This window comes from Pontibacter burrus, from assembly GCF_010686685.1.
GTDB lineage: Bacteria > Bacteroidota > Bacteroidia > Cytophagales > Hymenobacteraceae > Pontibacter > Pontibacter burrus.
This window is the reverse complement of sequence record NZ_JAAGWD010000003.1, coordinates 65,355-91,532: the sequence shown is the minus strand read 5'-3', so window position 1 is coordinate 91,532 and position 26,178 is coordinate 65,355. Positions and strand designations below refer to the sequence as shown.

Here is a 26,178-nt window from a genome sequence, read left to right as displayed (position 1 = left end):
ACCACATCAACAGAATTTAAAGTTTAATTGCACAATTTTGCCGGCATTTACGTTACTAACCGGGCCCGGATATGGCGCAGTATTTGTGTGATACCTGCCGACTGCCAGAATTAAAACTATAGTTGCTGGCAGTGAATTTAACAGACTAAATGAAGCGAGCGCTTTTAAAATTAATCAGACTTATCGTTATCGGCATCCTGGAGCCACTTGCCAGATTTATGAAGGTGGAGTGGTCGGCCTTTTTCAGGAGCCAGAAACCCAAACTAACTATAGCTTACTGGAAGCAGAAATGGGCAAGACTCAGCACGTTTAACTGGCGCCGCGACCGCAGATCGATGCTTCGTATTGCATACCGGACCGGCCTGTACCTTGTGCTGCTTTTCACGTTTTTTTACCTGCTGGTATACATGGGCGCGATGGGTGCCATGCCCTCACGCAACGAACTGAAATCGGTACAGAACAACACGGCTTCGGAAGTATACTCTGCTGACGGAGTGCTGCTGGGCCGCTATTACATACAGGACCGCACTAACGTAAAATACACCGACATTGCCCCTGCTGCAATTCATGCCTTAATCGCTACAGAAGATGCCCGTTTTTATGAGCATGCCGGGGTTGATGTGCGCAGCCTGGGCCGTGTTATAGTTAAATCTATTTTAATGCAGGACCAGAGCGCCGGCGGTGGCTCAACGCTTAGTCAGCAGCTGGCTAAGAATCTGTACCCGCGTAAAAATTACTGGTTCTGGGATATGCCGGTAAACAAGCTGCGCGAGATAATTATTGCCCGCAAACTGGAAGGTATTTATAGTAAAGAAGAGCTGCTGGAACTATACCTGAATACGGTGCCAATGGGTGGAAACCTGTATGGCATTGAGCGGGCTTCGAGTCGTTTTTTCAATAAATCAGCAGCAGACCTGAAGACCGAAGAAGCAGCCGTCCTGATAGGTATGCTGAAAGCTACTACCACTTACAACCCGCGCCTGAACCCGGAAAAATCGAAAATCCGCCGCAATGTCGTGCTGAGCCAGATGGTGAAGTATGGTTACCTGGAAGCCGACAAAGCCGAAGAACTGAAGAAGAAACCGCTGAAACTAGACTATAAGGTAACGAACCATAACGACGGCATGGCACCCTATTTCCGGGAGCAGCTCCGCCTGGAATTGGTTGATTGGGCAGCATCTAAAAAGAAGAAAAACGGCGAGCCCTACAACCTGTACACCGATGGGCTAAAGATCTATACAACGATAGATGCCGGCATGCAGGCACACGCCGAAAAAGCCGTTCGCAATAAAATGGCTGCATTGCAACGCACGTTCGATGCCCACTGGAAAGGCCGCAACCCATGGGGCCGCGATGCAAACTTTCTGCAGGAAGCCATGCGCCGCACCGACCGCTACAAAAAGGCAAAAGCCAATGGCAAAACCGATGCTGAGATCATAGAAGCTTTCCGGGAGGAACGCCCAATGAGCGTATTCAGCTGGCAGGGTACCAGCCAACGCAATATGTCGCCGATGGACTCGCTGGCCTATTACCAGAAATTCCTGAATGCCGGTTTGCTCTCGATGGACCCGTACACTGGCGAGATAAAAGCCTGGGTAGGCGGCATAAACCATCATGTGTTCAAGTACGATCACGTCCGCTCGAAACGCCAGGTGGGCTCTACGTTTAAACCCATCGTTTACGCCGCTGCACTGGAACGTGGCGTAGCGCCATGCACCTGGTTCCCGAACGAGCGCATTACTTACCCAGAATACGATGACTGGTCGCCGCGAAATGCGAGTGAGCAATATGGCGGCGAGTATACGATGCGTGGCGGATTGGCCCATTCTGTAAACACGGTCTCAGCGCAGGTAATGATGAAAACTGGTGTGAACAAAGTAGTGGATTTGGCGGAGCGCATGGGTATTCAAAGTGAAATCCCGCAAGTACCTGCGCTGGCCCTTGGTGTAGCAGATCTGTCATTACTGGAGATGGTGAATGCCTATGCAACTATAGCCAACCAGGGGTACAGAGTAGAACCAGTTTACATAAGCAAAATTACCGACCGCAGCGGCAAAGTACTACGCGAGCATCGCAACGACAGCCACCTGAAACGCGCTATCTCCAAATCGAATGCGGCTATTATGCTGCACCTGATGCAGGGTGTGGTGGAAGAAGGAAGTGCTGCCAAGCTACGCACGCAGTTTGGTTTACAAATGGATATAGCCGGCAAAACCGGCACGACGCAAGACCACGCCGACGGCTGGTTTATCGGCATCACGCCTAACCTGGTGACCGGTGTTTGGGTGGGTGCAGAGAGTCCGAAAGTCAGGTTCCGTACCTTAGCATTAGGTCAGGGTTCTAATACAGCGCTGCCAATCTGGGGTGATTTCACAAAGCGTGTAGCTGTGGACCCGGCTTATGTCGGCTACTATAAAAGTCAGTTCCCGGAGTTATCGCCTTACCTGCAAACTTTGGTAGACTGTGCCTCTTTCCGGGAAGAGCCACCACACAAAGGCTTTTTCGACAGGCTGTTCGATAATGTGGGTGAAAAGGTGAAAGACACTTTTAAAGACTGGAAAGAAGAACGAAAAAAACGCCGCGAAGAACGCAAACGTGAACGGAAGGAACGACGTGGGGAGTAAGGTTTGTCTGAACCGGGATTTGCAGGATTAGAGTTTGCTATAGTTGAAGCTTCCATTCTATATTTGGCGTTGGTCCAACCACCCCTAACCCCTCCTTGTCTAAGGCGGGGAATTTTCGGCTTTTACTATAGTTTGAGCTACAGTTTTATAGTTACAGGCTACGAGCAGGCAGGCGCAGCCTGCCCCTAGGAACTACTACCACGAGAAGGCTACGAGCTATAGTTTATCAAACTATAGAAACTATAGCTATCGAAAGATTTCAGTCTTTGGGTTGAGCGCCTTGTAGATTTCTGGTGCCGTCAGGCATTGCGACGCAGGAGCAAAAGAAATGTACACCGCGCGATGCCCAAAGACGGGGTCCCGCGGCCGTGAGCGCACCAAAGCAAACTATAGCACTATAGGCCGATAGAGCTCCCAGGATAAGTAGTAACTATAGCACAAACTGCTTGTTTGCAGTTATAGTTAGCTATAGAATGATGACTTTAATTATAATTTGAGATAGATTTCTCACTGTGTTCGAAATGACAATGCAGAAAAGGACACATAAGATGTCTCGACTACACTCGACATGACAAAAATGCTCTTACTTCAACGCATCAAAACTATACTTCGCATCACTCCAGAACTCATCCAATGCAATGATCCTTGGTTTGAAGAAAGAAATCAGTTCAGACCAGTCTTCCTTGTTAAAAACGTTTACCGGAGAAATCTCTTTGTAGATGCGACTTATCGTTCTGCCTTCATCATCCATGCCATGCAACTCCCACTCCCATTCCTCGCTAAGCGTTTCGTGGAGTAGGGTTTTCAACTCCAGGAACTGCTCAAAGTAGAGCTCCTGAATTTCCGGGTCCGGGTGGGTGAGTTCGATGCTTATTGTTGCGGTTTTCTTTTCGGCGCGCATCCGGAAGTACACGTGCTTAAAACCGGTCTTATAGTTAGACCAGTTGGTGCGGTAACCTTCTGCTGACAGTTGTGGAGAAATGTATTGCCCAAAGGTAGTCCAGAAAGCCTGCCGTAGCTGAGATGCCTGTTCGCGTGTATACATAAAGCAAAATTGGCAATTACTCCTTTAAAACCGAAGCAATTGCCAATTTACCGATTACATTTTTACTCCTTCCTTGTGTGCCCGGGCTGCTACTTTGGGCTTCTTTTCTGTTTTAGAATGCAGCAATACCACCGATCTGCCTCCAACTTCCAGTGTTTTACCTGCGGCATACACCTTTCCTTCTTCGCCTACCTGCCCCGTTGTTGTATCAATCAGTTTCACCCACTTAGAGCCATACTTTTCGGGCGGAAGCTTGAATTTCAAGGGCTCATGGTACGCATTAAAGATCACGTAAAAATCATCATCCAGAATTACTTCCCCTTTGGGGCCTACACTGCGCAACCCATGTCCGTTCATGTAAACTGCCAGCGATTTTGCGAAATCGTGGTTCCAGTGCTCATCTGTCATTTCGGTTCCTTCGGGTAAAAACCAGGCAATATCCTCTACGCCCAGCCCTTTTATAGGTACTCCCTGAAACCAGCGACGACGGCAGAAAACCGGATGCTCCTTGCGGAGCTGGATCAGCTTCCGTGTAAATTCCAGCATTTCTTTGTCAGCCTTTTCCCAGTTAACCCACGAGATTTCATTGTCTTGGCAATAAGCGTTATTGTTGCCTTGCTGCGTGCGGCTAATTTCGTCGCCGGCTACCAGCATCGGCACCCCCTGCGACAAAAACAGGGTGGTCAGGAAGTTGCGTTTCTGGAGCTGGCGCAGTTCAACTATAGTTTTATCCTCAGTTGGGCCTTCTGCGCCACAGTTCCACGAACGATTGTGACTTTCGCCATCCTGGTTGTTCTCACCGTTGGCCTCGTTGTGTTTCTCGTTATAAGATACCAGGTCGTGCAGCGTAAACCCGTCGTGAGCGGTTATAAAATTAATACTAGCAGTTGGGCGTCTGTAGTCATCCTGATACAGGTCCGAGCTACCCGTAAAGCGTTCTGCAAACTCAGCCAGCATACTTTCGGCACCACGCCAGTAATCCCGCATGCAGTCGCGGTACTTGCCGTTCCACTCGGTCCAGCCGGGCGGAAAGTTACCAACCTGGTAGCCACCTTCCCCTACATCCCAGGGTTCAGCAATTAATTTAACCTGGGATATAACCGGGTCCTGGTGTATGATGTCGAAAAATGATCCCAGCCTATCTACTTCGTGCAGTTCGCGGGCAAGTGTGGAAGCCAGGTCAAAACGGAAACCGTCCACATGCATATCCAGAATCCAGTAACGCAGGCTGTCCATGATGAGTCGCAGTACACTTGGCAAACTGGAGTTCAAGGTGTTACCTGTTCCGGTATAGTCCATATAAAAGCGCTTATCTTCCTCTGTTAAGCGATAATAAGATGCATTGTCGACTCCTTTAAAGGATAGCGTTGGCCCCATATGGTTTCCTTCAGCCGTATGGTTATATACTACATCCAGTATCACCTCTATGCCTGCTTTATGGAATGCTTTTACCATGTTCTTAAACTCCACTACCTGCTCACCCAGGGTGCCACTGCTGCTATAGCGAACATCCGGCGCAAAAAAACCGATCGAATTATAGCCCCAGTAGTTGGTGAGGCCTTTTTCGGCAAGGTGGCGGTCTTTTATGAAATGGTGTACCGGCATCAGTTCTATAGCGGTAATGCCTAAGTCCTGCAGATATTTTATAGTTACAGGATGTGCCAGGCCGGCATAGGTTCCCCGTATTTCCTCGGGTATATCGGGGTGCAGGTAAGTAAAGCCCTTTACATGGGTTTCGTATATAACTGACTTAAAATAAGGTGTTTTGGGTGGTTTATCTCCCTCCCAGTCGAAATTAGGATCGATTACAACAGCTTTTGGCAGAAAGGGAGCACTGTCTGTTTCGCTAAAGCTCAGGTCTTCTTTCGGGTCACCAACTTTGTACCCAAACAGGGAGTCGTGCCACTCTACTGGCCCGGAAATAGCTTTTGCATAAGGGTCCAGGAGTAGTTTGTTGGCGTTAAACCGATGCCCGTTGGATGGGTCGTACGGTCCTTGTACCCGGTAACCATATAGTTGTCCAGGCCCCAGGTCCGGCACATAAGTATGCCAGATCTGGTGCGTACGCTCTACCATTTTTATCTTAACATATTCCTGTTCGCTTGTTATGTCATCAAACAGACAAAGCTCTACGCCGGTGGCATTATCGGCATACAGTGCAAAGTTCACACCTGCACCATCCCAGGTTGCGCCCAGCGGATAAGGTTGCCCCGGATATATAGGTAGACTCATAAATTAACTATAAGCTTTAGAAATGAAGAGAGACGCTCTCCAATTAATACAAAACACCCTTCATATACTTTATTGCTTTCAAATAGTTAGCACACTATAGTTGGCCGCTACAACAGTGTTTTATAAATCAGACAGTTACCTCTATAAATGACTTTACAAAGTGATGTTATAATAAGCGTGCAACAAAAAGTATTTAGCTTATAATTTTTTGACCTTTTTTTATTATAACCGTATACAACCCTACATATCCAAATCAATTTATTAATAGAAGGGGGAAGTATGGGAACCGTTCGATGCATTTTACAGAAGAAACAAGGCGATGTTCTTTCTGTAAGTCCGGAAACCACCGTTTACAGTGCGCTTGAAAACATGGAAGAAAACCATGTGGGTTCGCTGGTAGTGTTGGATAATGGCCGGTTTTGCGGCATTATTACCGAACGTGATTATGCCCGGAAAGTAATCCTGAAAGGCAAATCATCGAAAGAAACCCTTGTGAAGGAGATCATGAGTGAGCACCCCGTTACTGTTACCCCCGACACGACCATGGAGCAATGCATGGCTCTCATGACAAGCAAATACATCCGGCACCTGCCGGTTTTTGATAATAACAACCTGGTTGGCATCGTCTCTATCGGTGATATTGTAAAATACATGATAGAAGAGCAGAAATTCATTATAGGAGAGCTGGAACATTACATTACCGGCCACCAGGAATAAGTACCCGATTCTATAGTTGCGTGTAGTATGAAACCAGAAACGCTATGGACGCTTCAGAAGTAAATAACGTGCCGCTGTGGCCCCTGCTGGTATACGGCGCTATAGTGTTAAGCCTGGTAGGAGTTATACTTGGCCTGTCGTATGTGCTGGGTCAGCGTGGCAAAGGCCGCGCCATGACAGAGCCTTACGAAGGCGGTATAGTTAGCGAAGGCTCCGCCCGTATCCGTTTCTCCTCTCAGTTTTATATGGTGGCTATGCTCTTTGTGATATTTGACGTGGAAACCGTTTTCATACTTTCATGGGCTATCGCTTTCCGTGAGCTGGGCTGGTATGGCTATGCCGGCGTGGCCATATTTATGGTGATGCTGGTGGTAGTACTGGTTTACGAATGGCGCATGGGCGCACTGGATTTCGGCCCGGATGGAAAGAAAATACTGGCAGCTTACAAACGCATGCAGAAGCCTGCTTTTTGATTGCCTGACAAAGGACTACTTGACAAAAGACATAAAATCTATAGTTCGATTAACGAACAACGCGCAACGAATAACAACACAAACACCTCACCCTGATGCACTAACGAAACGATAAACACCAAACCTCTACGCCTATGAAATGGTGGCTTAGTAAACCGGAAGAACCTGCCAATACCGTGAAGGGCAACAGCTCTTACGAAGAAACCGTGCAGCAAAGTATCATGCTTACCACTGTGCAGGATCTGATAGCCTGGGGTCGCAAAAACTCCATGTGGCCGTTCCATTTTGGTTTGAGTTGTTGTTTTGTAGAGATGGCTACTTCCATGACGCCCAAGTATGATGTGGCCCGCTTTGGTGCAGAAGTTATCCGTGGTACTCCCCGCGAAGCAGATATCATGATCATTGCCGGTACGGTCTTCATTAAAATGGCCCCGATCATCAAGCGCTTGCATGAGCAGATGATGGAACCGAAATGGGTGATATCGATGGGCTCCTGCGCTAACTCCGGCGGTATGTACGATATCTATAGTGTGGTGCAGGGCGTGGATAAATTTTTACCTGTAGATGTGTACGTACCCGGCTGTCCTCCCCGCCCCGATGCTTTTATGGAAGGGCTGATGCTGCTGGCTGAAAGCGTAGGCAAAGAGCGTAGGCCACTTAGCTGGACCATCGGAGACCAAGGTGTAATAAAACCAGAAAAAAAAGATGTGAAAGCACGCAAACGCGAACGTTGGGACGAGATGACAGAGTTCAGGTCTCCGGATGAACTATAGGTAGTTTGAGCGTTTAGGAGTTAAAGAGTTGGGAATGTAGAGATGCACTACGCTGCGTCTCCGCTTTGAAACTATAGTTGTTTAAAGCGAATACCGACCACACAGTGTCTGTAAAACTATAAAAATATAAACCTATGCCTAAGTATGTAATTGAGCGCGCTATTCCGGGAGCAGGTAATTTATCTGCCGAAGAATTAAAAAAGATTTCTCAGACCTCGAACGGTGTGCTGCAGGACATGGGGCCGCAGATACAGTGGGTGCAAAGCTATGTAACAGGCGACAAGATTTACTGCATATATAATGCGCCCAATGAAGAAATGGTACGTGAACATGCGCGCAAAGGCGGTTTCCCGGCAGACTCAGTAAGCGAAGTGAAGACTATCATCGATCCGGTTACGGCAGAATAAGCAGGTATAACAACGAACATATTTACCATAATAAAGCAACTATAGATTTAGCATGAGTTAACAACTTACTGGTCCCCTCAATTAAAGAACCTGGCCATGGAAAACAACAGCAGCACATTATTACAGCTACAGGCGCGCTTCGGCGAAGATACCTTCACGCAGCAGACAACCAGAGATGAGATGCTCACGCTTTGGATGCCGATGGATAAAATTGTGGATGTGCTGACCTTCCTGAAAAATGAAGTGGCCGAGCCGTTTAAGCTGCTGTTTGACCTGACGGCTATTGATGAGCGGACCAAAAACCGTGGTGCTAATCATGTTCCAAAATCCAGCTTCACGCTGGTTTACCACCTGTTTTCTTTCCCTCGCAACGAGTTTATTCGCTTAAAAGTAGCCTTGGTAGGTGATTTCCCGACGGCGCCAAGTATAAGCGGCCTGTGGGCTAATGCCAACTGGTACGAGCGCGAAGTATACGACATGTTCGGCATTCGTTTTTCCGGTCATCCACACCTGTCGCGCATATTGATGCCCCGCACCTGGGTGGGCCATCCACTCCGCAAAGAGCACCCGGCCCGCGCTACTGAAATGGGTCCTTTCCAGCTGTATGACGACAAAGTAGACCTGGAGCAGGCAGCACTTAAATTCCATCCGGAAGAATGGGGACTGCAGCGCCACTCCGATGACAGTGACTTCATGTTCCTGAACATTGGTCCGCAGCACCCCGGCACGCACGGCGTCCTCCGGATTATACTTCAGTTAGATGGTGAAGATATAGTAGATGCCATTCCGGACATTGGTTTCCACCACCGTGGGGCAGAGAAAATGGGCGAACGCCAGTCATGGCACACTTATATTCCTTACACTGATAGAGTGGATTATCTGGGTGGTGTGATGAACAACCTGGCCTACCTGCAGGGAGTGGAGAAACTGGCAGGTATAGAAGTGCCGGAACGAGTAAAGTATATCCGCGTCATGCTTTGCGAACTCTTCCGGATTGCCAGCCACCTGGTGTGGTACGGTACTTTTGCACAGGACATAGGCCAACTCTCCCCTGTTTTCTACATGTTCTCAGACCGTGAAAAGATCTTTGATATCATCGAAGGTATCTGTGGCGGACGCATGCACCCTAACTGGTTCAGAATCGGCGGTGTAGCCCAAGACCTGCCAATAGGCTGGGAGAAGCTGGTACAAAGCTTTATAGATTACTTCCCGAAGCGGCTGAAAGAATACGATGCCATGGTAATGAAGAACAGCATCTTCAAAGCCCGCACAGTAGGCATAGGCATTTTTACCGCCGAAGAAGCCATAGAATGGGGTGTAACCGGACCAAACCTGCGAGCCTGCGGCATGGACTGGGACTTCCGTAAAAAGCGGCCTTACTCTGGCTACGAACTGTTTGATTTTGATATACCAGTTGGCAACAACGGCGACTGTTACGACCGCGCTGTGGTTCGTGTAGCCGAAATGCGTCAGAGCCTTCGGATAGTGGAGCAATGCCTGAAAAATATGCCGGCTGGTCCATTCAAATCAGATCATCCGCTTACCACGCCACCAGTCAAGAAAAACACCATGCATGATATTGAAACGCTCATTACGCATTTTTTAGGAGTGAGTTGGGGCCCGGTTATACCTTCCGGCGAAGCGATGAGCTGCATAGAAGCAACCAAAGGAGCCAACGGCTATTACCTGACCAGCGACGGCAACACATCGCCGTACCGGGTACGCATCCGGACTCCATCGTTCCCGCACATGCAAATGCTCCCTTACATCAGCAAAGGGTACACTGTAGCCGACCTGCTGTCTATACTCGGAGCCATGGATTACGTGCTGGCAGACATTGATCGCTGAAGCGATGATTAGAAATTAAAAATTAGGAATTAGAAATGGAAAGGAACACAAGTTAACTATAGCTAATTGCCCAGTTGCTCTTTCGGATTTGCAATCCGAAAGTATAATAACCGCGGATTTGTAATCCGCAAAAGCAAAGGCTTTAACAACTGGAAACAGGCGGATTGTAAATCCGCAGGTAACAGGTTCTGGATTACAAATCCGGAACAGCAACAAGGCTTGAATCATACCTTCATTTCTAATTTTTAATTTCTAATTCATAATTAAAAAGCCCATGCTTACCGCTGAAGAGAAACATCAGATAGACCATGAAATAAGCCTGGTGCCGGCGCCTAAAAATGCCTGCATCGAAGCGCTGAAGATCGTGCAGCAAAACCATGGCTGGGTGTCGGATGAGAGCCTGAAAGATGTGGCCGATTATGTAGGGATGTCTCCGGCGGAACTGGACAGCGTGGCTACGTTTTATAACCTGATCTTCCGCAGACCGGTTGGCCGGCACGTGATCCTGCTCTGCGACAGCATCAGCTGTTACGTGATGGGCTACGAAGGTATAAAAGAAGCCTTGCACAACAAACTGAACATACAATATGGCCAGACCACAGCAGATGGCCGCTTTACTTTACTACCAAACTGCTGCCTTGGCACCTGCGACTGTGCCCCCGCCCTGATGATTGACAACGACCTGTACCGTAACCTGACGGTGGAACAACTGGATGAGATCCTGAACAAGTATACCTAAACCCAAACAAGCGGGCCTATGGAAAAGCCGCTTACCCAACACATTGTACCCAGTCGCGCACCGCTCAGCTTAAAGGAGTATGAGAAGGTGGGCGGTTACCAGTCTGTGCGCAAAATTCTGAAGGAAATGACTCCCCAGGAAGTACAGGCACTGGTCAAGGAATCGGACCTGAAAGGCCGTGGCGGAGCTGGTTTTAACACCGGCTTAAAGTGGAGCTTCGTGCCCATGGGGCCTGATGCTGCCACTCCAAAGTACCTGGTAGCCAACGCCGACGAGATGGAGCCCGGTACCTTTAAAGACCGCGTGCTTTTAGAAGGAAATCCGCACCAGTTGATAGAAGGCATGATAGTGGCGGCCTATGCCATACAGGCAAGTATAAGTTATGTGTTTTTGAGATGGGCTTATAAAGTAGCTGCCGGAGAAATCACCAAAGCCATTCAGGAAGCTTACGATGCAGGCTATTTAGGTCAGAATATACTTGGCTCGGGCTTTAACCTAGACATGCACCTGCACACCGGTGTTGGACGCTACATGTGCGGCGAAGAAACAGCTTTACTAAACGCCCTGGAAGGTAAGCGAGCCAACCCGAGAGCCAAGCCACCTTTCCCGCAGGTAAGTGGTTTGTTTGGCAAGCCAACTATAGTTAACAACGTGGAGACACTTTGCTGCCTGCCACATATCATAAACAACGGAGCAGAGTGGTTCAAAGGTTTAGGCCTGACTGCAGATGCCGGGACCAAACTTTTTGGGGTGAGTGGCCGCGTAAAAACACCAGGCTGCTGGGAACTGCCGATGGGTACCACCATACGTGAGATTTTGGAAGACTATGCCGGCGGCATGCAGGACGGTTACCTGTTCCGGGGACTATTACCAGGCGGCGCATCCACAGACTTTTTAGTAGAAGAACACCTGGATTTGCCAATGGATTATCCTTCGATACAGGCAGCCGGAAGTCGTATGGGAACAGGCACGATGATCATTATGGACGACCAGACCTGCCCGGTTGGCTTTACGCTGAACCTGCAGCATTTCTTTGCACAGGAATCATGCGGATTCTGTACGCCTTGCCGCGAAGGATTGCCTTGGGTGGAACGAATACTACTTGCCATTGACAAAGGCGAAGGCAAACCCGAACACCTGCTGACGCTTGATTTCCATACGAAATACCTTGGCCCCGGCAACACGTTTTGCGCATTAGCACCCGGCGCTATGGAACCCCTGCAGAGCGCTCTGAAATATTTCAGAGAAGATTTTGAACGGCACATTCACGAACACCACTGTCCCTGGAGCAAAGCAAAAGCATGGCAACCATCTATATAGATAACACCCCTTTTGAAGTACCGACCGGAAAGAACCTATTGGAGACTTGCCTGACGCTGGGCCAGGACCTGCCCTATTTCTGCTGGCATCCGGCCATGGGCTCTATCGGCGCCTGCCGTCAGTGCGCTGTAAAGGTGTATAAAGATGAGAACGATACCAAGGGCAAGCTCTTTATGTCGTGTATGGAGCAGGTGCGGGATGGTATGCGCATTTCTATAGTTGACCCCGAAGCCAAAGAATTCAGGGCACACGTAATTGGTTGGCTGATGACGAACCACCCGCACGATTGCGCAGTTTGCGACGAAGGCGGCGCCTGCCACCTGCAGGACATGACCGTGATGACCGGCCACAACTATAGAAACTATACCTTCGATAAGCGCACGTACATTAACCAGTACCTGGGCCCGTTTCTGAACCACGAAATGAACCGCTGCATACAGTGCTACCGTTGTGTGCGCTATTATAAAGATTATGCCGGCGGAAAGGACCTGGACGTATTTGCAGCCCACAACCATTTATACTTTGGCCGTGCCGAAGACGGTGTACTGGAAAGTGAGTTCAGCGGAAACCTGGCAGAAGTCTGCCCGACTGGTGTATTCACCGACAAAACTTTAAAACAACACTATACCCGCAAATGGGACCTCACAATGGCGGCATCGGTGTGTCATCATTGTAGTTTGGGTTGCAACATTACAGCCGGCGAACGCTACGGTACCTTGCGTAACATTACCAACCGCTACAACGGAGAAGTAAACGGTTATTTCCTCTGCGACCGCGGTCGTTTTGGCTACGAGCATGTGAATAGCGTCAGCCGAATTCGCAAATCATTAGTCCGCAGTAACCTACCAGAAGCTACTGATAAGTATACCGCTTTGCAGGCAGCAGTACAGCTGATGCGCCAAGGCAGGGTAATTGGCATCGGCTCGCCACGGGCATCTTTAGAATCTAACTTTATGCTGAAAACCCTGGTAGGCGAAGACAATTTCCATCATGGGGTATCAGATGCAGAACATGACTTGACAGAACTCTCCCTGAAAATACTACGGGAAAGCGACGCCCGTACCCCGAGCCTGCGCGAAGTGGAGAAAGCCGATGCCGTATTTATACTTGGCGAAGATCTGACCAACACAGCTCCTATGCTGGCGCTGGCCGTAAGGCAGGCTGTGCGCCAGGAACCATTGTTAGAACAGGTTTCCGAGGCAAAGATCCCGGTTTGGCAGGATGCGGCTGTACGCGAACTGGTACAATCAGAAAAAGGCCCACTTTTCATAGCAGTCCCTACCGCAACTAAACTGGACGAACTGGCAACGCAAACCTACTTTGCCGCCCCGGATGCTATTGCGCGTTTAGGCTTTGCTGTCGCCAACATCATTTATCCGGAATCGCCCGGCGTAAGAGGTCTGAAAAATAATGACTTGCACCTGGCACAGCAAATTGCAGATGCCCTGATGAAAGCGAAAAACCCGGTTATCATTTCCGGCACATCTTCCGGCCACGAAGCTATAGTAAAGGCAGCAGCTAACATTACCAATGCCCTGGTGGCAAAAGAGAAATCCGCAGGTATAGTGTTGACCTTACCGACCAGCAACAGCATGGGATTAGCTATGTTAGGCGGCCACCGGTTACAGTCTGCTTTTGAAGCAGTAGAGAACGGCTATGCTGATACAGTTATTATAGTTGAGAATGATCTGTACCGACACGCCAGTGAAGGTGCCGTTACCAACTTCCTGAAGTCCTGCAAAAAAGTGATCGTGCTGGATTACCTGCACAGCCAGACTACTGAACATGCCGATGTGCTGCTAGCTGCCGGAGCTTTTTCTGAAGCCGATGGCACACTTATCAATAACGAAGGGCGGGCACAGCGCTTTTACCAGGTATATCCAACTATAGAAGATATACAGGAAAGCTGGCGCTGGCTGGGTGAGCTCGGAACTATAGTTGCCCACGACCAGATCAGTTGGTGGCACGGCTACGATGATATACTGAGCGCTATAGTTAAAGAACATCCTGAAATGAAAGGCATTGAAATGGTAACACCTCCATCTGATTTCAGGATTGCCGGGCAGAAGATACCACGTGAACCGCACCGTTTCAGCGGCAGAACTGCCATGCGGGCCAACATCAATGTAAGCGAACAAAAACCTGCCGAAGACCCGGATTCACCACTGTCTTATACTATGGAAGGTTACCGCGGTCAACCACCTTCTTCCATGATCCCCTTCTTCTGGGCTCCGGGCTGGAACTCAAACCAGTCTGTTAACAAATACCAGCAGGAAGTAGGAGGACATCTGAAAGGCGGCGATCCGGGAATAAGATTACTAGAACCCGACACGTCGTATGAAGTCTCCTTCTCAGCAGCAGTGCCTGAAAAGTTCATGCCGATGGACGGACACCTGTTTATTCTTCCGCTGCATCATATTTTCGGATCTGAAGAACTGAGTGCGCAATCTGCTTCTATACAGGAGCGCATACCTGAACCATACATTGCCATTAACACCGACGATGCATTGCGCATGAAGCTGTACGAAGGACAGTTGATGCCATTTGCCATTGACGGACAGCTCTATCAGTTGCCAGTAAAGTTAAGCCCAACTATAGCCAGCGGGACTGCCGGCTTACCTGTGGGCTTGCCTGGAGTTAAATTTGCCGAACTACCTGCCTGGGCCATCCTAAACCGAGAACTACAATGGAAACCGCAGCACCAAACTACTTTCTGATCATCGGCGGCGTACTCTTCGTGATGCTGAATGTGGCAGCCGCACTCATTTGGGTGGAACGCCGCATGCTCGCACTCTGGCAGGATCGTTACGGCCCTAATCGCGCTGGTCCGTTTGGCCTGCTTATAGTTGCTGCCGACTCTATTAAACTTTTCTTTAAGCAGGATTGGGTTCCGCCATTTGCTGATAAGCCCGTCTTTGTGCTGGCACCGGCTATAGTTGTGATCAGCGTATTACTCAGCTTTGTAGTGATACCGTTTGCTCCCGGAATTATAGTTGCCGACCTAAACATTGGCTTGCTGTTTTTCCTCGCGATGTCTTCGATGGGTGCTTATAGTATCATTCTCGGTGGCTGGTCATCGAACAACAAGTATAGTTTGCTGGGTGCCATGCGCGGCGCGGCGCAGATGATCTCATATGAAGTTTTTATGGGTCTGGCGCTGATGGGTGTGGTGCTGATGGCCGGCTCTTTCAACCTCCGCGAGATCGTGGAAGCACAACAGGGCCTATGGTTTTTCATTCCACAGATCCTGGGCTTTGTTATCTTCTTTATAGCTGGTATCGCCGAAACCCACCGCCTGCCTTTTGATATTCCTGAAGCGGAAAGTGAGCTGATCGCGGGCTTCCACTCGGAGTACTCAGGCATGAAGTTCGGGATGTTCTTTATCGGGGAATACATGGGCATCACGCTTATTTCCTGTATGTTGGTAACGCTATACTTCGGCGGCTGGCTAGGCCCTGATTTCCTGCCGCCCATCGTCTGGTTCATCATCAAAGTAGTCGCTTTCCTGATGATCTTCATCCTCCTACGCGCCTCTATGCCAAGACCGCGATATGACCAGTTGATGGAGTACGGCTGGAAGATATTGCTACCATTGACTTTAGTGAATTTGATGGTAACTGCTGCTGTGGTGCTGTGGCTGGAAGGGTAATAATGTTTAATGACGAATGATTAATGAATAATCTTTTAATGTCATTTCGAACAAAGTGAGAAATCTAATACAGCTTATAGTTGAGATAGATCTCTCCTATCGTCGAGATGACAAAAAGAAGTAATAGCAGAAACTGTCCCCTTGAGGGGACCATAGGGGTGTAAAAGGGACAGTTGAAACCCCAATAGCTTAAACTATAAAATAATTCAGCAGGAGTAAACACCCCTGTAGTCCCCTCAAGGGGAAAGTAAAATATAAAAGAAAGGAGCAGCTATGTTTAGTTTGTTGCGCAGTATGTGGCTTACATTTCTGCATGCATTCCATAAGCGGGACACCATACAGTACCCCGAGCAGAAGGCTATACTTCCGACACGTTGGCGCGGCCGCATCGTGCTCTCCCGCGACCCCGACGGCGGTGAACGCTGCGTAGCCTGCAATTTGTGTGCTGCTGCCTGCCCCGTAGACTGCATCTCGCTACAAGCCACCGAAGACGAGCATGGCCGACGTTACCCGGAGTTTTTCAGAATAAACTTTTCGCGTTGCATTTTCTGTGGTTACTGCGAAGATGCCTGCCCTACTTACGCCATACAGCTTGTCCCTGATTTTGAGATGGGAGAATATAACCGCCAGAACCTGGTGTATGAGAAAAAAGACCTGCTGATAAACGGTCAGGGCAAATATCACGGCTACAACTACTATAAAGTAGCGGGCATGGCTATCGGCGGAAAAGATAAAGGCGAAGCTGAAAATGAGCGTCCGCCGGTAGATGTTAAAAGCTTAATCCCTTAAGGCCATGGAACTGACATTTTACATCGCGGCAGCAGTTGCCACAATCGCTACCATCCTAACGATAACACGCTACAACATCATCCATGCGCTGCTCTACCTAGTAGTTTCTTTCCTGGCAGTGGCTGTCGTGTTTTTCACACTGGGTGCGCCGTTCATGGCTGCGCTGGAAATCATCATTTATGCTGGAGCTATAGTTGTACTCATCATTTTCGTAATCATGATGCTGAACCTGACGCATGAAGACGTTGATAAGGAAAAGGCCTGGCTTACTCCCCGGGTTTGGGTTGGTCCGGCGATACTTTCGTTGGTGTTGCTGGCAGAACTTGCTTACATCATTTTAGCCCCTGATACACAACCGACCGAAGCACTTGTGGCTGTTGATGCCAGAGTGGTGGGCATGTCGTTATACGGACCTTATATGCTGGGTGTGCAGTTGTGCGGCATACTGCTGATGGCCGGTATAGTAGGTGCATATCACCTGGGCCGCCAAAAGAAAAAAGTAGTACACCGGTTTTTACAACCAAAAGAAGGAAGGAGCGCCGCCATATGACACCCGCACACATGGAAGCCGCTTTACTGCTGGCTGGCGTACTTTTTATGCTGGGCCTGATCAGCGTGCTTATTCGCCGCAACATCATCTTCATGCTCATTTCTGTCGAGATCATGCTCAATGCAGCCGGGCTGGCTTTTATAGTTGCCGGCTCTAAATGGGTGCAACCCGACGGGCAGGTGATGTTCATTTTTATACTGACTATGGCTGCTGCCGAAGTGTCGGTAGGGCTCGCACTTATACTTCAGATCTATCACCAGCTCAAAACCCTGGACAGTGATGCCGCTAACTTAATGAAAGGATAACCAACTATGGAAAATCTACTCTGGCTTATACCTGCGCTGCCGTTTCTGGGAGCACTGTTGCTGATCCTTTTTGGCACCCGTTTGTCGCGCTCGTTAGTAGCTATACTTGGCGTGGGCAGCGTGGCGGTTTCAGCAATCATTACTATTTTGTTGGGTATAGAATTTCTGCAGAACCGGCCGGAGTTTTACCACCAGGAAGTATGGCAATGGTTTAACGTGGCGGGCTTCACTCCTTCCATTGCATTCCATATTGATGCACTGTCTATAGTTTTCGTTTTCGTGATCACGTTTGTAGGTGCGCTCATACATTTCTACGCCACCGCCTACATGGCCGACGACCAGGATTATTCCCGCTTTTTTGCGTGCATGAACCTCTTTGTAGGCTCCATGCTGATGCTGGTAATGGCTGATAACCTGCTGCTTTTATACTTAGGCTGGGAAGGTGTGGGGTTGTGCTCGTACCTGCTCATCGGGTTCTGGTACAAAGAGCCGGAAAACGGTTATGCTGCCCGAAAAGCTTTCCTAATCACCCGTGTCGGCGATACCGCCATGGCAATCGGGTTATTCATGCTGTTCCAGGCGTTTGGTACGCTGCATATCCAGACAATACTTACTGAAGCGCCGCAAGCCTGGAGTGTTGGCTCCCAAATGGCGATTATAGTTGCTTTACTGCTCTTAGGTGGTGCGGTGGGTAAATCCGGACAATTGCCGCTGCAAACCTGGCTACCCGATGCGATGGCTGGTCCTACGCCGGTTTCTGCGCTTATACACGCGGCCACTATGGTAACGGCTGGTGTTTACCTGATCGCGCGTATGTATGTGATCTTTGAGCTAGCTCCGCTGGCACAAACGATTGTGGCTATAGTTGGCGCTGTTACCTTGCTGCTGGCTGGCTTCTCAGCTCTTACCCAATACGACCTGAAACGGGTACTCGCCTACTCCACCATCAGCCAGATCGGCTACATGTTCTTAGCACTTGGTGTTGGTGCCTGGTCGGCAGGTATCTTTCATTTTATGATCCACGGCTTCTTTAAGGCGCTGCTCTTCCTGTGCGCCGGGGCAATCATCATGGCATTACACCACGAGCAGGACATGCGCAAAATGGGTGGCCTTCGCCATAAAATGCCCATCGTATACTGGACCTTCCTGATCGGAGCAGCATCACTGGCAGCCTTGCCACTTATCACCGCAGGTTTCTATAGTAAAGATCAGATTTTGTGGTATGCACTGGCTGGCGAGAATGGTAGCATCTGGTTTTACTTAGCGGGATTATTCGGCGCTTTTATCACATCCATTTATACGTTCCGGATGGTGTTCATTACCTTCTTTGGGGAGAGCAAAACGCACTTGGAGCACCCACCGGGCAAAGTCATTACCATTCCGCTTATCATCCTGGCTATACTTTCGCTGGTTGGTGGTTTTATTGAACTGCCACACAACTTCGCACATATTATTTTATTCTCTAACCTGATGGCGCCGGTGCTGCCGGGTATAGTAGCCAATGAAGTACTGGCTGCTAACGAATGGATGTTCCAGTTAATCGCAGCTATAGTTTCATTGGGTGGTGTTTTCGTAGCGTACCTGTTCTACATTAAAAGTCCAGCTTTACTGGCAAGTATAGAGCGCTCTGATTTTGCGATGACGCTGCACCGTTTCTGGCATTCGGGCTGGGGTTTCGATGCGCTGTATGATGCCCTGATCGTGCGGCCGTATGTGTTTATCTCCAGACTCAACAAACGCGACTTTATCGACAGCTTCTACACCGGACTTGCCCGTATGGCCGAAGGCTTCCATGTGATGTTCTCGGAAACGCAGAACGGGGTGCTTCGCAACTATGTAGCCGGCATTGTGGTTGGCGCGATCATGATTCTAACTATAAGCCTGTTCCTATGATACTCGTCTGGCTGATTGTGATACTGATGGCTGGCGGACTGCTGGCCTGGCTCTCTAAAAAAGTTAGCCCGGAATTGCCTCGCTGGGTGGCGTTGGGTGCCATTTTGCTCGACCTTATACTTATAGTTTATCTTTGGATCAGCACGGAAGCAACAACTGGTTCTGCATGGCTGATCCGCTACGATATACCATGGATTCCGCAATGGGGAGTGAGCTTTAGTTTGGCGCTGGATGGATTAAGTCTGCTGATGTTATTACTGACCTTCTTTCTCGGTTTGCTGTCCGTACTTATCTCCTGGAAAGAGATCAAAACCAAAGTCGGCTTCTTCCATTTTAATTTGCTCTGGGTCTTGGCTGGTATTGCAGGTGTATTCCTGACCATGGATTTGTTCCTGTTCTACTTTTTCTGGGAAGTAATGCTGATACCGATGTATTTCCTGATCGGGGTTTGGGGGCATGAGAACCGTACCTACGCAGCTTTCAAATTCTTCCTGTTTACGCAGGCAAGCGGCTTGCTCATGTTGCTGGCGATCCTTGGTCTCTACTTTATCCACGGCTCCGAAGCAGGCAACTATACTTTTAACTACTTTGAGCTCCTTAATACACCGCTTACCACTGATGCTGCACGCCTGCTGATGTTTGGTTTCCTGGCTGCTTTCCTGGTAAAGTTACCGGTGGTTCCCTTCCATTCATGGCTGCCCGATGCACACTCACAGGCTCCAACCGCGGGTAGCGTTATTTTAGCCGGGCTGTTGCTTAAAACCGGGGCTTATGGCTTGCTTAGATTCGTCGTGCCACTCTTCCCGACTGCTGCTGTGGAATTTGCGCCCTGGGCCATGCTGTTAGGTGTTATCGGCATACTATACGGAGCTATAGTTGCTTACTCGCAAACCGACCTGAAACGCCTGGTAGCTTATACTTCTGTGAGCCACATGGGCTTTGTGATTCTGGGTGTTTTTGCCTTTAACGAATGGGCACTACAAGGCGTGGTGATGCAGATGATCGCGCACGGGCTAAGTACCGGTGCGCTATTTATATTGGCCGGCTTCCTGTACGAGCGCCTGCATACCCGCGATCTGGCGCAGATGGGCGGCTTCTGGTCAAAAGCTCCGAGGATGGGCGTTGTGGCGTTAGTGTTTGTAATGGCAACACTGGGCCTTCCCGGCCTTGGCAATTTTATCGCTGAATTTCTGACTTTAGTCGGTTCCTGGCAGGCTAACAACTGGCTGACTGTTTTTGCTACGATCGGTATCGTGATGGCAACGGCTTACTCGTTACGCATTATGCAGAAAGTATTTTACGAGCCCGGCCCGCAACAGGAAACATTCCGCGACCTGAACTTCCGTGAAATGCTGATCGCTGTACCGATGGTGCTTGGCTTACTCTGGCTGGGGCTGTATCCGCAACCCATCATCGACATGGCCAGACCTTCCATTACAGAACAACTACAGGCTTACAATATGAAGGAGCCAACTATAGCTGAACCCAAAACTGCGGTTTTACAGCCGGAACCTGAAGCAACTATAAACACGAACCAACTAGCTATAAATCAGCGTGCATTTTCAAATCTCCAGATCATTCAATCTCCAAACTAAAAGACATGAGCCAGACTGATTTTTTATACCTGATGCCGCTGTTGATCCTTACATTTGCAGTACTTATCTCGATGCTGGTCATTGCCGCATGGCGCAACCATAAGATCATCTATGTCATTACGGCGCTGTCGTTTATTGCAGCTTTTGGGTCGCTGTTTGAGTTGCGCACCACCACAGCTTATGTCATTGAGCCGATGTTTGTGATTGATGGCTTCGGCGTGTTCTATATCGGAATGATCCTCCTGACGTCGTTGCTCGTGAGTATGCTCTCTTATGCCTATTTTGAGCAGCGCGAAGAACGGAAAGAAGAATACTACTTGCTACTGGTTCTGGCTACCTTAGGTGCCTGTGTGCTGGTGATCAGTACTCACTTTGCATCGCTGTTCCTGGGCCTGGAAATCCTCAGTATCTCGCTTTATGCACTTATACCTTACCTGCGCACCCGTCCCCGCTCCGACGAAGCTGGGATCAAATACCTGATTCTCGCAGCTTTCTCTTCTGCCTTCATGCTGTTCGGGATGGCGCTGGTGTACTTTAGTACGGGCACGATGGTTTTCTCAGGCCTGGCTCAAAGTATAGCCGGTATGCAGGAGTTGCCGCTGTTGCTACTCACAGGTATCGGCATGATACTGATCGGGGTTGGTTTTAAGTTGGGCATTGTACCGTTCCATATGTGGACGCCGGACGTGTATGAAGGTGCGCCTGCTCCAGTTACGGCTTTTATTGCTACCGTTTCCAAGGGAGGAGTATTAGGCTTGCTGATCCGTTTTTTCATGGAAATAGATGGTTTCCGTTACCCGGTGCTGGTTACGATTTTAACTATAGTTGCCATTGCGTCCATGTTTGCCGGAAACCTGCTGGCCCTGATGCAGAAGAACGTAAAACGTATCCTGGCTTATTCATCAATCTCGCATTTAGGTTATATTTTGGTAGCCTTTATGGCAGGTAATCAGATGGGAGTAGAAGCAATAACTTTTTACCTGGTAGCGTACTTTATTACCAGTGTTGGTGCGTTTGGTGTGGTAGCCATGCTCTCGGATAAAAACAGCGATGCCGAACTTTTGGAAGATTACAAAGGCCTGCTTTGGCGGCGTCCCTGGACGGCTGCTGTGTTCTCGGCTATGTTGCTATCGCTGGCGGGTATTCCACTCACTGCTGGTTTTGTTGGTAAATTCTACATTATCGCCGCTGGTATAAACGACCAACTATGGCTTCTGGTGGTCATGCTGGTACTCAACAGTGTGATTGGCTTATACTACTACATCAAGATCATCGCCGTCATGTTCCAGCAACCGGAAACAGAGCGCGAGCCAACTATACGGTTACGCCCTTCTATTTATGTTGCCAGTGCAGGTACGCTGGCTGTATTGGCATTACTTCTGGTGTATGTCGGTGTGTACCCAACTGGGTTGGTACAGCTGATTCAGAATGTGCTGGTGAGTGTGCCGGAGATAGTGGCTAAGTAAGATTTACCCCTTCCCAACCTTCCCCTAAAAACAGGGGAAGGAGCTTGGCTATAATTTTATAGTTGCTGTATTAACCCACCCCTGCCCCTCCCGAGAGGGGATTTTTTGCTATAGTTGTAGTTGAGATTATAGTTCTATAGTTTCTGTTTGTCATCCCCCTGCCCCCTTCAAAGGGGACTTTTCTGCTACTGCTTTTCGAACTGTCATTTCGACGAAAGGAGAAATCTGAATTAGCTATAGTTATTTAACACGAGAAGGACAGGTTTACCTGTCCCCTTGAGACTATCATCCCGATAAATCTCGAAGCTTACCGGATCAAACTATAGTTAGTGGTAGCTATTCGAAACTTCTCAGTCTTTGGGTTGAGCGCCTTTGATTTGTTGTGGTGCCTTTAGGCAATCCGAGGAACGAGGATAGCAAGAAAGCAGCAGCGCGATGCCCAAAGACGGGGCCTCCCGGCCGTGAGGGCACCAAAGCTAATTGGAAACTGTAGGCAAGTAGAGCTCCCAGGATTGAAGGAAGTTTGAAAGGAAGGCTTAGTTCAAAGAGTAATTAACTTCAACTATAAGCTGCGATAGATTTCTCACAGCTGCGCTGGCTCTTTTCGACTCGCGTCTCAAGAATGTTCGAAATGACAAAAGTCAGCAACAAAAAAGGCTCTTGAAACAAGAGCCTTTTTATCTATTCACCTATACTAAAACTTCTAAACTTTATCTTTCTCTAAACTAAACAAAGCAGCTAACCCTTCTACCAACGCTTCAGACTCACCCCGCATACAGGCGGCTTTCAGTTCCAGGGCGGGTAGCTTTACGATCTTATTGAGAATGTTCTGTGTTAATTTTTCCACTACTTCACGTTCCGCTTCGCCTAAGTTCTTCATATACCGGTTCAACTCCTGCTGACGGATTTCTTCGAGCTTGCTTTTGAACTGCTGCAGGGCCGGCGACATCGCCATTTCGCGGGTCCAGGTGCTAAACTCAACCATAGCTGCTGAGATAATCTGCTGCACCTGCGGAATGGCGGCCATGCGCATTTCCAGGGCTTCTGAAGCGCGGTTTTTAATGGTATCTACATTGTATACTTTTACACCTGCAATTTCCTCCAGTGTGCTATCGATGCTGCGTGGCATAGACAGGTCCAGGAAGAACTTCGGAGTAGTTACACCCTGCTGCGCTATCACTTCTTTACTGATGAAAAAGCAGTCGCCGGGGACAGACGAAATGACAACATCTGCCTGGGCAATCTCTTCCCACACATTCTCCCAGTACACAGCTGTAGCGTTGGTTTTCTCGGCCAGGGCCTGTGCTTTGTGATGTGTGCGGTTAGCAATAACTACATTATTAATAGTTGACTTCTGAAAGTTATCACACACATTCGCCCCAATCTCTCCTACCCCGATCATCAGCACACGCGGATTTACCAGGTCAGCTATTAGCTCTTCCACTAACTCAACAGTGGCATACGATACCGAAGCAGCGCCATCGAAAAAGGAAGTCTCGTTGAAAACCTGTTTGTTGGTAGCGAAGATTGTGTGCAGCAAACGGTGCAGGAACGGGCCGGCCATATTTGCTTCTGCAGACCATTGGTAAGCTTTCTTTACCTGGTTCAGTATCTGCATATCGCCCACCACCTGCGACTCCAGACCAAGGCCTACATAAAATAAATGCTGAACAGCCAGCTCAGGATCGGTAATGTGCTTAAAGTAGGGCGTGATCTTTTTTGTAGAAATAAAGCCACGTTCCATCGCAATCAGTTTTATAATCGCCTGGTCCAGCTCTTTTTCAGAAATATAGTATACTTCCGTACGGTTACAGGTAGAAAGTACCAGCACATCCTGGGCATCTGTAAACTCCCTGATCTTATCCAGCAAATTGCGGCAACCTATCTCGTTCAGGGCTACTGCTTCGCGCACATTTATCGGTGCATGTTTGTAAGATAAGGTAAGGGCTTTAAAGTTGTTCTGCATGGTGGTGTTTCAGATTTCAATGCAAATGTCTGAAAAGCAATTCAACAGAAACATGACTTATGTCAACTATATCCATTGATTGATGTCAACTTTATAAAAAAACGATAGCCCGGACTCCATTTCTGAAGTTCGGGCTATAGTTTAAATTTTGCACTTTAGAACTTGCCAGCTTTATGTATTACATATAAATCTTATCGCTTTGGGGCAGGTCTTTTACTTTATCTTTGCTTTGAAGAATCTCCCACAATGTATTAGTGATTAAGTTAAATCTCTCTTCTATAGTTTTATCTTTTACATCACAATATATTAAGTCATAAACTCTTTTTTCCCTAGATCCAATTTTAACTTTCACCTCCTTTGTAAATGCTGGTAACATGCATGTGTCACCACTTCTCTCAATAGTGTCAGGTAAGCTTAAAAAATCCGCCTCCTTTACTACTTCAAAAATTCTCTGTTTTTCTTCAGTAGTTAGTACTACTTTAACTTTTCTTGTTTCATCAACATAATCCCGAGTATAAATTGAATCAATTGAAGAAAAATAGTTATCTCCCCTATTCACGTCATATTCAATATCAAAGTCTGAGAATCCTTCAGGTTCAGACAAAATATATTGATTCTGTTCCCTTAAATCAGCTGGATTATTACAGGAAACAAGTGACGCCAGAAAGCAAAATATGATGTACTTCATTATGCGATCATAAATCCATGTTTACATAGAATACCTTAATTCCGCATTTTGGCCAGCTTGGCAGAATCAAGTATAAAAATGCGGCTTCCCTGGCTGTCAATCAGTTTTTCGTCTTTAAAATCGGCTAAGGTTCTGATTACAGTTTCTTTGGAAGCGCCAACTATACTAGCTAGGTCTTCGCGGGTTATGCTGATCTGGGTTTTATCGCCGGCCTGTTGCTGGTATTGTTTTTCTACTAACAGCAAGGCTTCAGCTACGCGCTTGCGCACCGAATTATAAGCCAGTTTCAACAGGCGTTCTTCGCGGTCGGCCAGGTTATCAGAAAGCAGTTTTATGAACTTGTTGGCAATGTCGCGGTTGTGGTTGAGAAGCGTAAAAAAGTCTTCTTTGGGGATGATATACACTTCAGAATCTTCCAGCGCTACAGCCGATTCGCGGTAAGGTGTTTCTTCCAGCAAGTCGAGGTAACCGATAAAGTCACCGTCTTTGTAGAGGTTGGTAATGTACTCACGGCCTTCTTCGTTCGCCTTAAAAGTCTTGATCTTGCCTTTGTTCAGGAAATATAACGCCGTGGTGCGGTAGCCTTCCATAAACAGGTGCTGCTTTTTCTTAAACACCGTCACCTTGCGCTTATCCGAAAGCAGTTTGTTCAGGTCCTCGAAGCCGCGCGCTTCCTGTATAAAGTTGTCTATGCCTTCAACACTCTTGTTAAATTCAGCCTTCAGGATCTCGTTCTTTTTCAACCGCATTTCCACGGCATCCAGCAACTCTAAGTCATCGAATGGTTTGGTCAGATAGTCATCGGCGCCTAGGTTCATGCCTTTTCGGAAGTCTTCTTTCTCCGATTTTGCAGTCAGGAAGATGAATGGAATACTTGATGTTGCCGGGTTTTTGCTGAGCATGTGCAGCACCCCGTAACCGTCCAGCTGGGGCATCATAATGTCGCAGATGATCAGGTCAGGCTGCTCATTCTTAGCCAGCTCAACGCCTACTTTCCCATTCTCGGCCTCTATAACGTTATAGTTTGCCAAAGAAAGTATCTCGGCTGTGTTTTCTCTGATCTCCTGATTATCTTCTATCAGCAATATTTTTTTCATGG

Annotated in this window: 21 protein-coding genes; 16 read left to right on the top strand and 5 right to left on the bottom strand. The window is 48.3% G+C overall.

All coding sequences use genetic code 11. The features are described 5' to 3' along the window. Positions 1-149 precede the first annotated feature (149 nt). Positions 150-2,624: a penicillin-binding protein 1A gene (locus GXP69_RS07775; protein WP_163914125.1), complete on the top strand. Its 2,475-nt coding sequence runs from the start codon at positions 150-152 to the stop codon at positions 2,622-2,624. Between the two features lie 583 nt (positions 2,625-3,207). Here the strand turns inward: GXP69_RS07775 and GXP69_RS07770 are convergent. Continuing rightward, positions 3,208-3,669 carry a DUF4268 domain-containing protein gene (locus GXP69_RS07770; protein ID WP_163914123.1) on the bottom strand — a complete coding sequence of 154 codons (462 nt, stop codon included), beginning with the start codon at positions 3,667-3,669 and terminating at the stop codon, positions 3,208-3,210. A gap of 54 nt (positions 3,670-3,723) precedes the next feature. Continuing rightward, a complete protein-coding gene (gene glgX, locus GXP69_RS07765; protein ID WP_163914121.1) occupies positions 3,724-5,901 on the bottom strand; it encodes a glycogen debranching protein GlgX in 2,178 nt (725 codons plus the stop codon). 279 nt (positions 5,902-6,180) lie between these two features. Between glgX and GXP69_RS07760 the strand changes: the two genes are divergently transcribed. From GXP69_RS07760 to GXP69_RS07690, 15 genes are all read left to right on the top strand, one after another. After that, complete coding sequence (locus GXP69_RS07760) at positions 6,181-6,618, top strand: CBS domain-containing protein (RefSeq protein WP_163914119.1); 438 nt, start codon at positions 6,181-6,183, stop codon at positions 6,616-6,618. A 44-nt stretch (positions 6,619-6,662) separates the two neighbouring features. Then, a complete protein-coding gene (locus GXP69_RS07755; RefSeq protein WP_163914117.1) occupies positions 6,663-7,091 on the top strand; it encodes an NADH-quinone oxidoreductase subunit A in 429 nt (142 codons plus the stop codon). Between the two features lie 134 nt (positions 7,092-7,225). Continuing rightward, positions 7,226-7,864 carry an NADH-quinone oxidoreductase subunit B gene (locus GXP69_RS07750; RefSeq protein WP_163914116.1) on the top strand — a complete coding sequence of 213 codons (639 nt, stop codon included), beginning with the start codon at positions 7,226-7,228 and terminating at the stop codon, positions 7,862-7,864. Positions 7,865-7,998: 134 nt separating this feature from the next. Further along, a complete protein-coding gene (locus GXP69_RS07745) occupies positions 7,999-8,271 on the top strand; it encodes a DUF4242 domain-containing protein (protein WP_163914114.1) in 273 nt (90 codons plus the stop codon). Between the two features lie 96 nt (positions 8,272-8,367). Further along, positions 8,368-10,119, top strand: a complete 1,752-nt coding sequence (gene nuoC, locus GXP69_RS07740; protein ID WP_163914111.1) for an NADH-quinone oxidoreductase subunit C/D — start codon at positions 8,368-8,370, stop codon at positions 10,117-10,119. Between the two features lie 274 nt (positions 10,120-10,393). Continuing rightward, entirely contained in the window at positions 10,394-10,858 is a 465-nt protein-coding gene (gene nuoE / locus GXP69_RS07735) for an NADH-quinone oxidoreductase subunit NuoE (RefSeq protein ID WP_163914109.1), read from the top strand. Positions 10,859-10,876: 18 nt separating this feature from the next. Next, entirely contained in the window at positions 10,877-12,178 is a 1,302-nt protein-coding gene (nuoF, locus tag GXP69_RS07730; RefSeq protein WP_163914107.1) for an NADH-quinone oxidoreductase subunit NuoF, read from the top strand. Further along, positions 12,160-14,895 carry an NADH-quinone oxidoreductase subunit NuoG gene (gene nuoG / locus GXP69_RS07725; protein ID WP_163914105.1) on the top strand — a complete coding sequence of 912 codons (2,736 nt, stop codon included), beginning with the start codon at positions 12,160-12,162 and terminating at the stop codon, positions 14,893-14,895. The genes nuoF and nuoG overlap by 19 nt, the downstream gene beginning before the upstream one ends. After that, positions 14,865-15,827, top strand: coding sequence for an NADH-quinone oxidoreductase subunit NuoH (gene nuoH, locus GXP69_RS07720; RefSeq protein WP_163914103.1), 963 nt, complete (start codon positions 14,865-14,867; stop codon positions 15,825-15,827). Before nuoG ends, nuoH begins: the two co-directional genes overlap by 31 nt. 273 nt (positions 15,828-16,100) lie before the next feature. Next, the gene (gene nuoI / locus GXP69_RS07715; RefSeq protein WP_163914101.1) at positions 16,101-16,616 is read left to right on the top strand and encodes an NADH-quinone oxidoreductase subunit NuoI; all 516 of its coding nucleotides are present in this window, start codon (positions 16,101-16,103) and stop codon (positions 16,614-16,616) included. A 4-nt stretch (positions 16,617-16,620) separates the two neighbouring features. Beyond that, positions 16,621-17,166: an NADH-quinone oxidoreductase subunit J gene (nuoJ, locus tag GXP69_RS07710; protein WP_163914099.1), complete on the top strand. Its 546-nt coding sequence runs from the start codon at positions 16,621-16,623 to the stop codon at positions 17,164-17,166. 11 nt (positions 17,167-17,177) lie between these two features. After that, positions 17,178-17,471: an NADH-quinone oxidoreductase subunit NuoK gene (gene nuoK, locus GXP69_RS07705; protein ID WP_163914097.1), complete on the top strand. Its 294-nt coding sequence runs from the start codon at positions 17,178-17,180 to the stop codon at positions 17,469-17,471. A gap of 6 nt (positions 17,472-17,477) precedes the next feature. Continuing rightward, entirely contained in the window at positions 17,478-19,364 is a 1,887-nt protein-coding gene (gene nuoL, locus GXP69_RS07700) for an NADH-quinone oxidoreductase subunit L (RefSeq protein WP_163914095.1), read from the top strand. Then, on the top strand, positions 19,361-20,959 hold the full coding sequence (nuoM, locus tag GXP69_RS07695; RefSeq protein WP_163914093.1) for an NADH-quinone oxidoreductase subunit M: 1,599 nt from the start codon (positions 19,361-19,363) through the stop codon (positions 20,957-20,959). Before nuoL ends, nuoM begins: the two co-directional genes overlap by 4 nt. 5 nt (positions 20,960-20,964) lie before the next feature. Further along, the gene (locus GXP69_RS07690; RefSeq protein WP_163914091.1) at positions 20,965-22,425 is read left to right on the top strand and encodes an NADH-quinone oxidoreductase subunit N; all 1,461 of its coding nucleotides are present in this window, start codon (positions 20,965-20,967) and stop codon (positions 22,423-22,425) included. 703 nt (positions 22,426-23,128) lie between these two features. Here the strand turns inward: GXP69_RS07690 and hemA are convergent. The 3 genes from hemA to GXP69_RS07675 form a co-directional block, all read right to left on the bottom strand. After that, complete coding sequence (gene hemA / locus GXP69_RS07685; protein ID WP_163914089.1) at positions 23,129-24,391, bottom strand: glutamyl-tRNA reductase; 1,263 nt, start codon at positions 24,389-24,391, stop codon at positions 23,129-23,131. Between the two features lie 178 nt (positions 24,392-24,569). Then, positions 24,570-25,079: a hypothetical protein gene (locus tag GXP69_RS07680; RefSeq protein WP_163914087.1), complete on the bottom strand. Its 510-nt coding sequence runs from the start codon at positions 25,077-25,079 to the stop codon at positions 24,570-24,572. Between the two features lie 35 nt (positions 25,080-25,114). Next, a complete protein-coding gene (locus GXP69_RS07675) occupies positions 25,115-26,176 on the bottom strand; it encodes a response regulator (protein ID WP_163914085.1) in 1,062 nt (353 codons plus the stop codon). Positions 26,177-26,178: the final 2 nt, after the last annotated feature.

Bases quoted from the DNA above. Each gene is read 5' to 3' on its own strand.
- GXP69_RS07775 (WP_163914125.1), top strand. From the start codon at position 150: ATGAAGCGAGCGCTTTTAAAATTAATCAGACTTATCGTTATCGGCATC.
- GXP69_RS07770 (WP_163914123.1), bottom strand. From the start codon at position 3,669: ATGTATACACGCGAACAGGCATCTCAGCTACGGCAGGCTTTCTGGACT.
- glgX (WP_163914121.1), bottom strand. From the start codon at position 5,901: ATGAGTCTACCTATATATCCGGGGCAACCTTATCCGCTGGGCGCAACC.
- GXP69_RS07760 (WP_163914119.1), top strand. From the start codon at position 6,181: ATGGGAACCGTTCGATGCATTTTACAGAAGAAACAAGGCGATGTTCTT.
- GXP69_RS07755 (WP_163914117.1), top strand. From the start codon at position 6,663: ATGGACGCTTCAGAAGTAAATAACGTGCCGCTGTGGCCCCTGCTGGTA.
- GXP69_RS07750 (WP_163914116.1), top strand. From the start codon at position 7,226: ATGAAATGGTGGCTTAGTAAACCGGAAGAACCTGCCAATACCGTGAAG.
- GXP69_RS07745 (WP_163914114.1), top strand. From the start codon at position 7,999: ATGCCTAAGTATGTAATTGAGCGCGCTATTCCGGGAGCAGGTAATTTA.
- nuoC (WP_163914111.1), top strand. From the start codon at position 8,368: ATGGAAAACAACAGCAGCACATTATTACAGCTACAGGCGCGCTTCGGC.
- nuoE (WP_163914109.1), top strand. From the start codon at position 10,394: ATGCTTACCGCTGAAGAGAAACATCAGATAGACCATGAAATAAGCCTG.
- nuoF (WP_163914107.1), top strand. From the start codon at position 10,877: ATGGAAAAGCCGCTTACCCAACACATTGTACCCAGTCGCGCACCGCTC.
- nuoG (WP_163914105.1), top strand. From the start codon at position 12,160: ATGGCAACCATCTATATAGATAACACCCCTTTTGAAGTACCGACCGGA.
- nuoH (WP_163914103.1), top strand. From the start codon at position 14,865: ATGGAAACCGCAGCACCAAACTACTTTCTGATCATCGGCGGCGTACTC.
- nuoI (WP_163914101.1), top strand. From the start codon at position 16,101: ATGTTTAGTTTGTTGCGCAGTATGTGGCTTACATTTCTGCATGCATTC.
- nuoJ (WP_163914099.1), top strand. From the start codon at position 16,621: ATGGAACTGACATTTTACATCGCGGCAGCAGTTGCCACAATCGCTACC.
- nuoK (WP_163914097.1), top strand. From the start codon at position 17,178: ATGGAAGCCGCTTTACTGCTGGCTGGCGTACTTTTTATGCTGGGCCTG.
- nuoL (WP_163914095.1), top strand. From the start codon at position 17,478: ATGGAAAATCTACTCTGGCTTATACCTGCGCTGCCGTTTCTGGGAGCA.
- nuoM (WP_163914093.1), top strand. From the start codon at position 19,361: ATGATACTCGTCTGGCTGATTGTGATACTGATGGCTGGCGGACTGCTG.
- GXP69_RS07690 (WP_163914091.1), top strand. From the start codon at position 20,965: ATGAGCCAGACTGATTTTTTATACCTGATGCCGCTGTTGATCCTTACA.
- hemA (WP_163914089.1), bottom strand. From the start codon at position 24,391: ATGCAGAACAACTTTAAAGCCCTTACCTTATCTTACAAACATGCACCG.
- GXP69_RS07680 (WP_163914087.1), bottom strand. From the start codon at position 25,079: ATGAAGTACATCATATTTTGCTTTCTGGCGTCACTTGTTTCCTGTAAT.
- GXP69_RS07675 (WP_163914085.1), bottom strand. From the start codon at position 26,176: ATGAAAAAAATATTGCTGATAGAAGATAATCAGGAGATCAGAGAAAAC.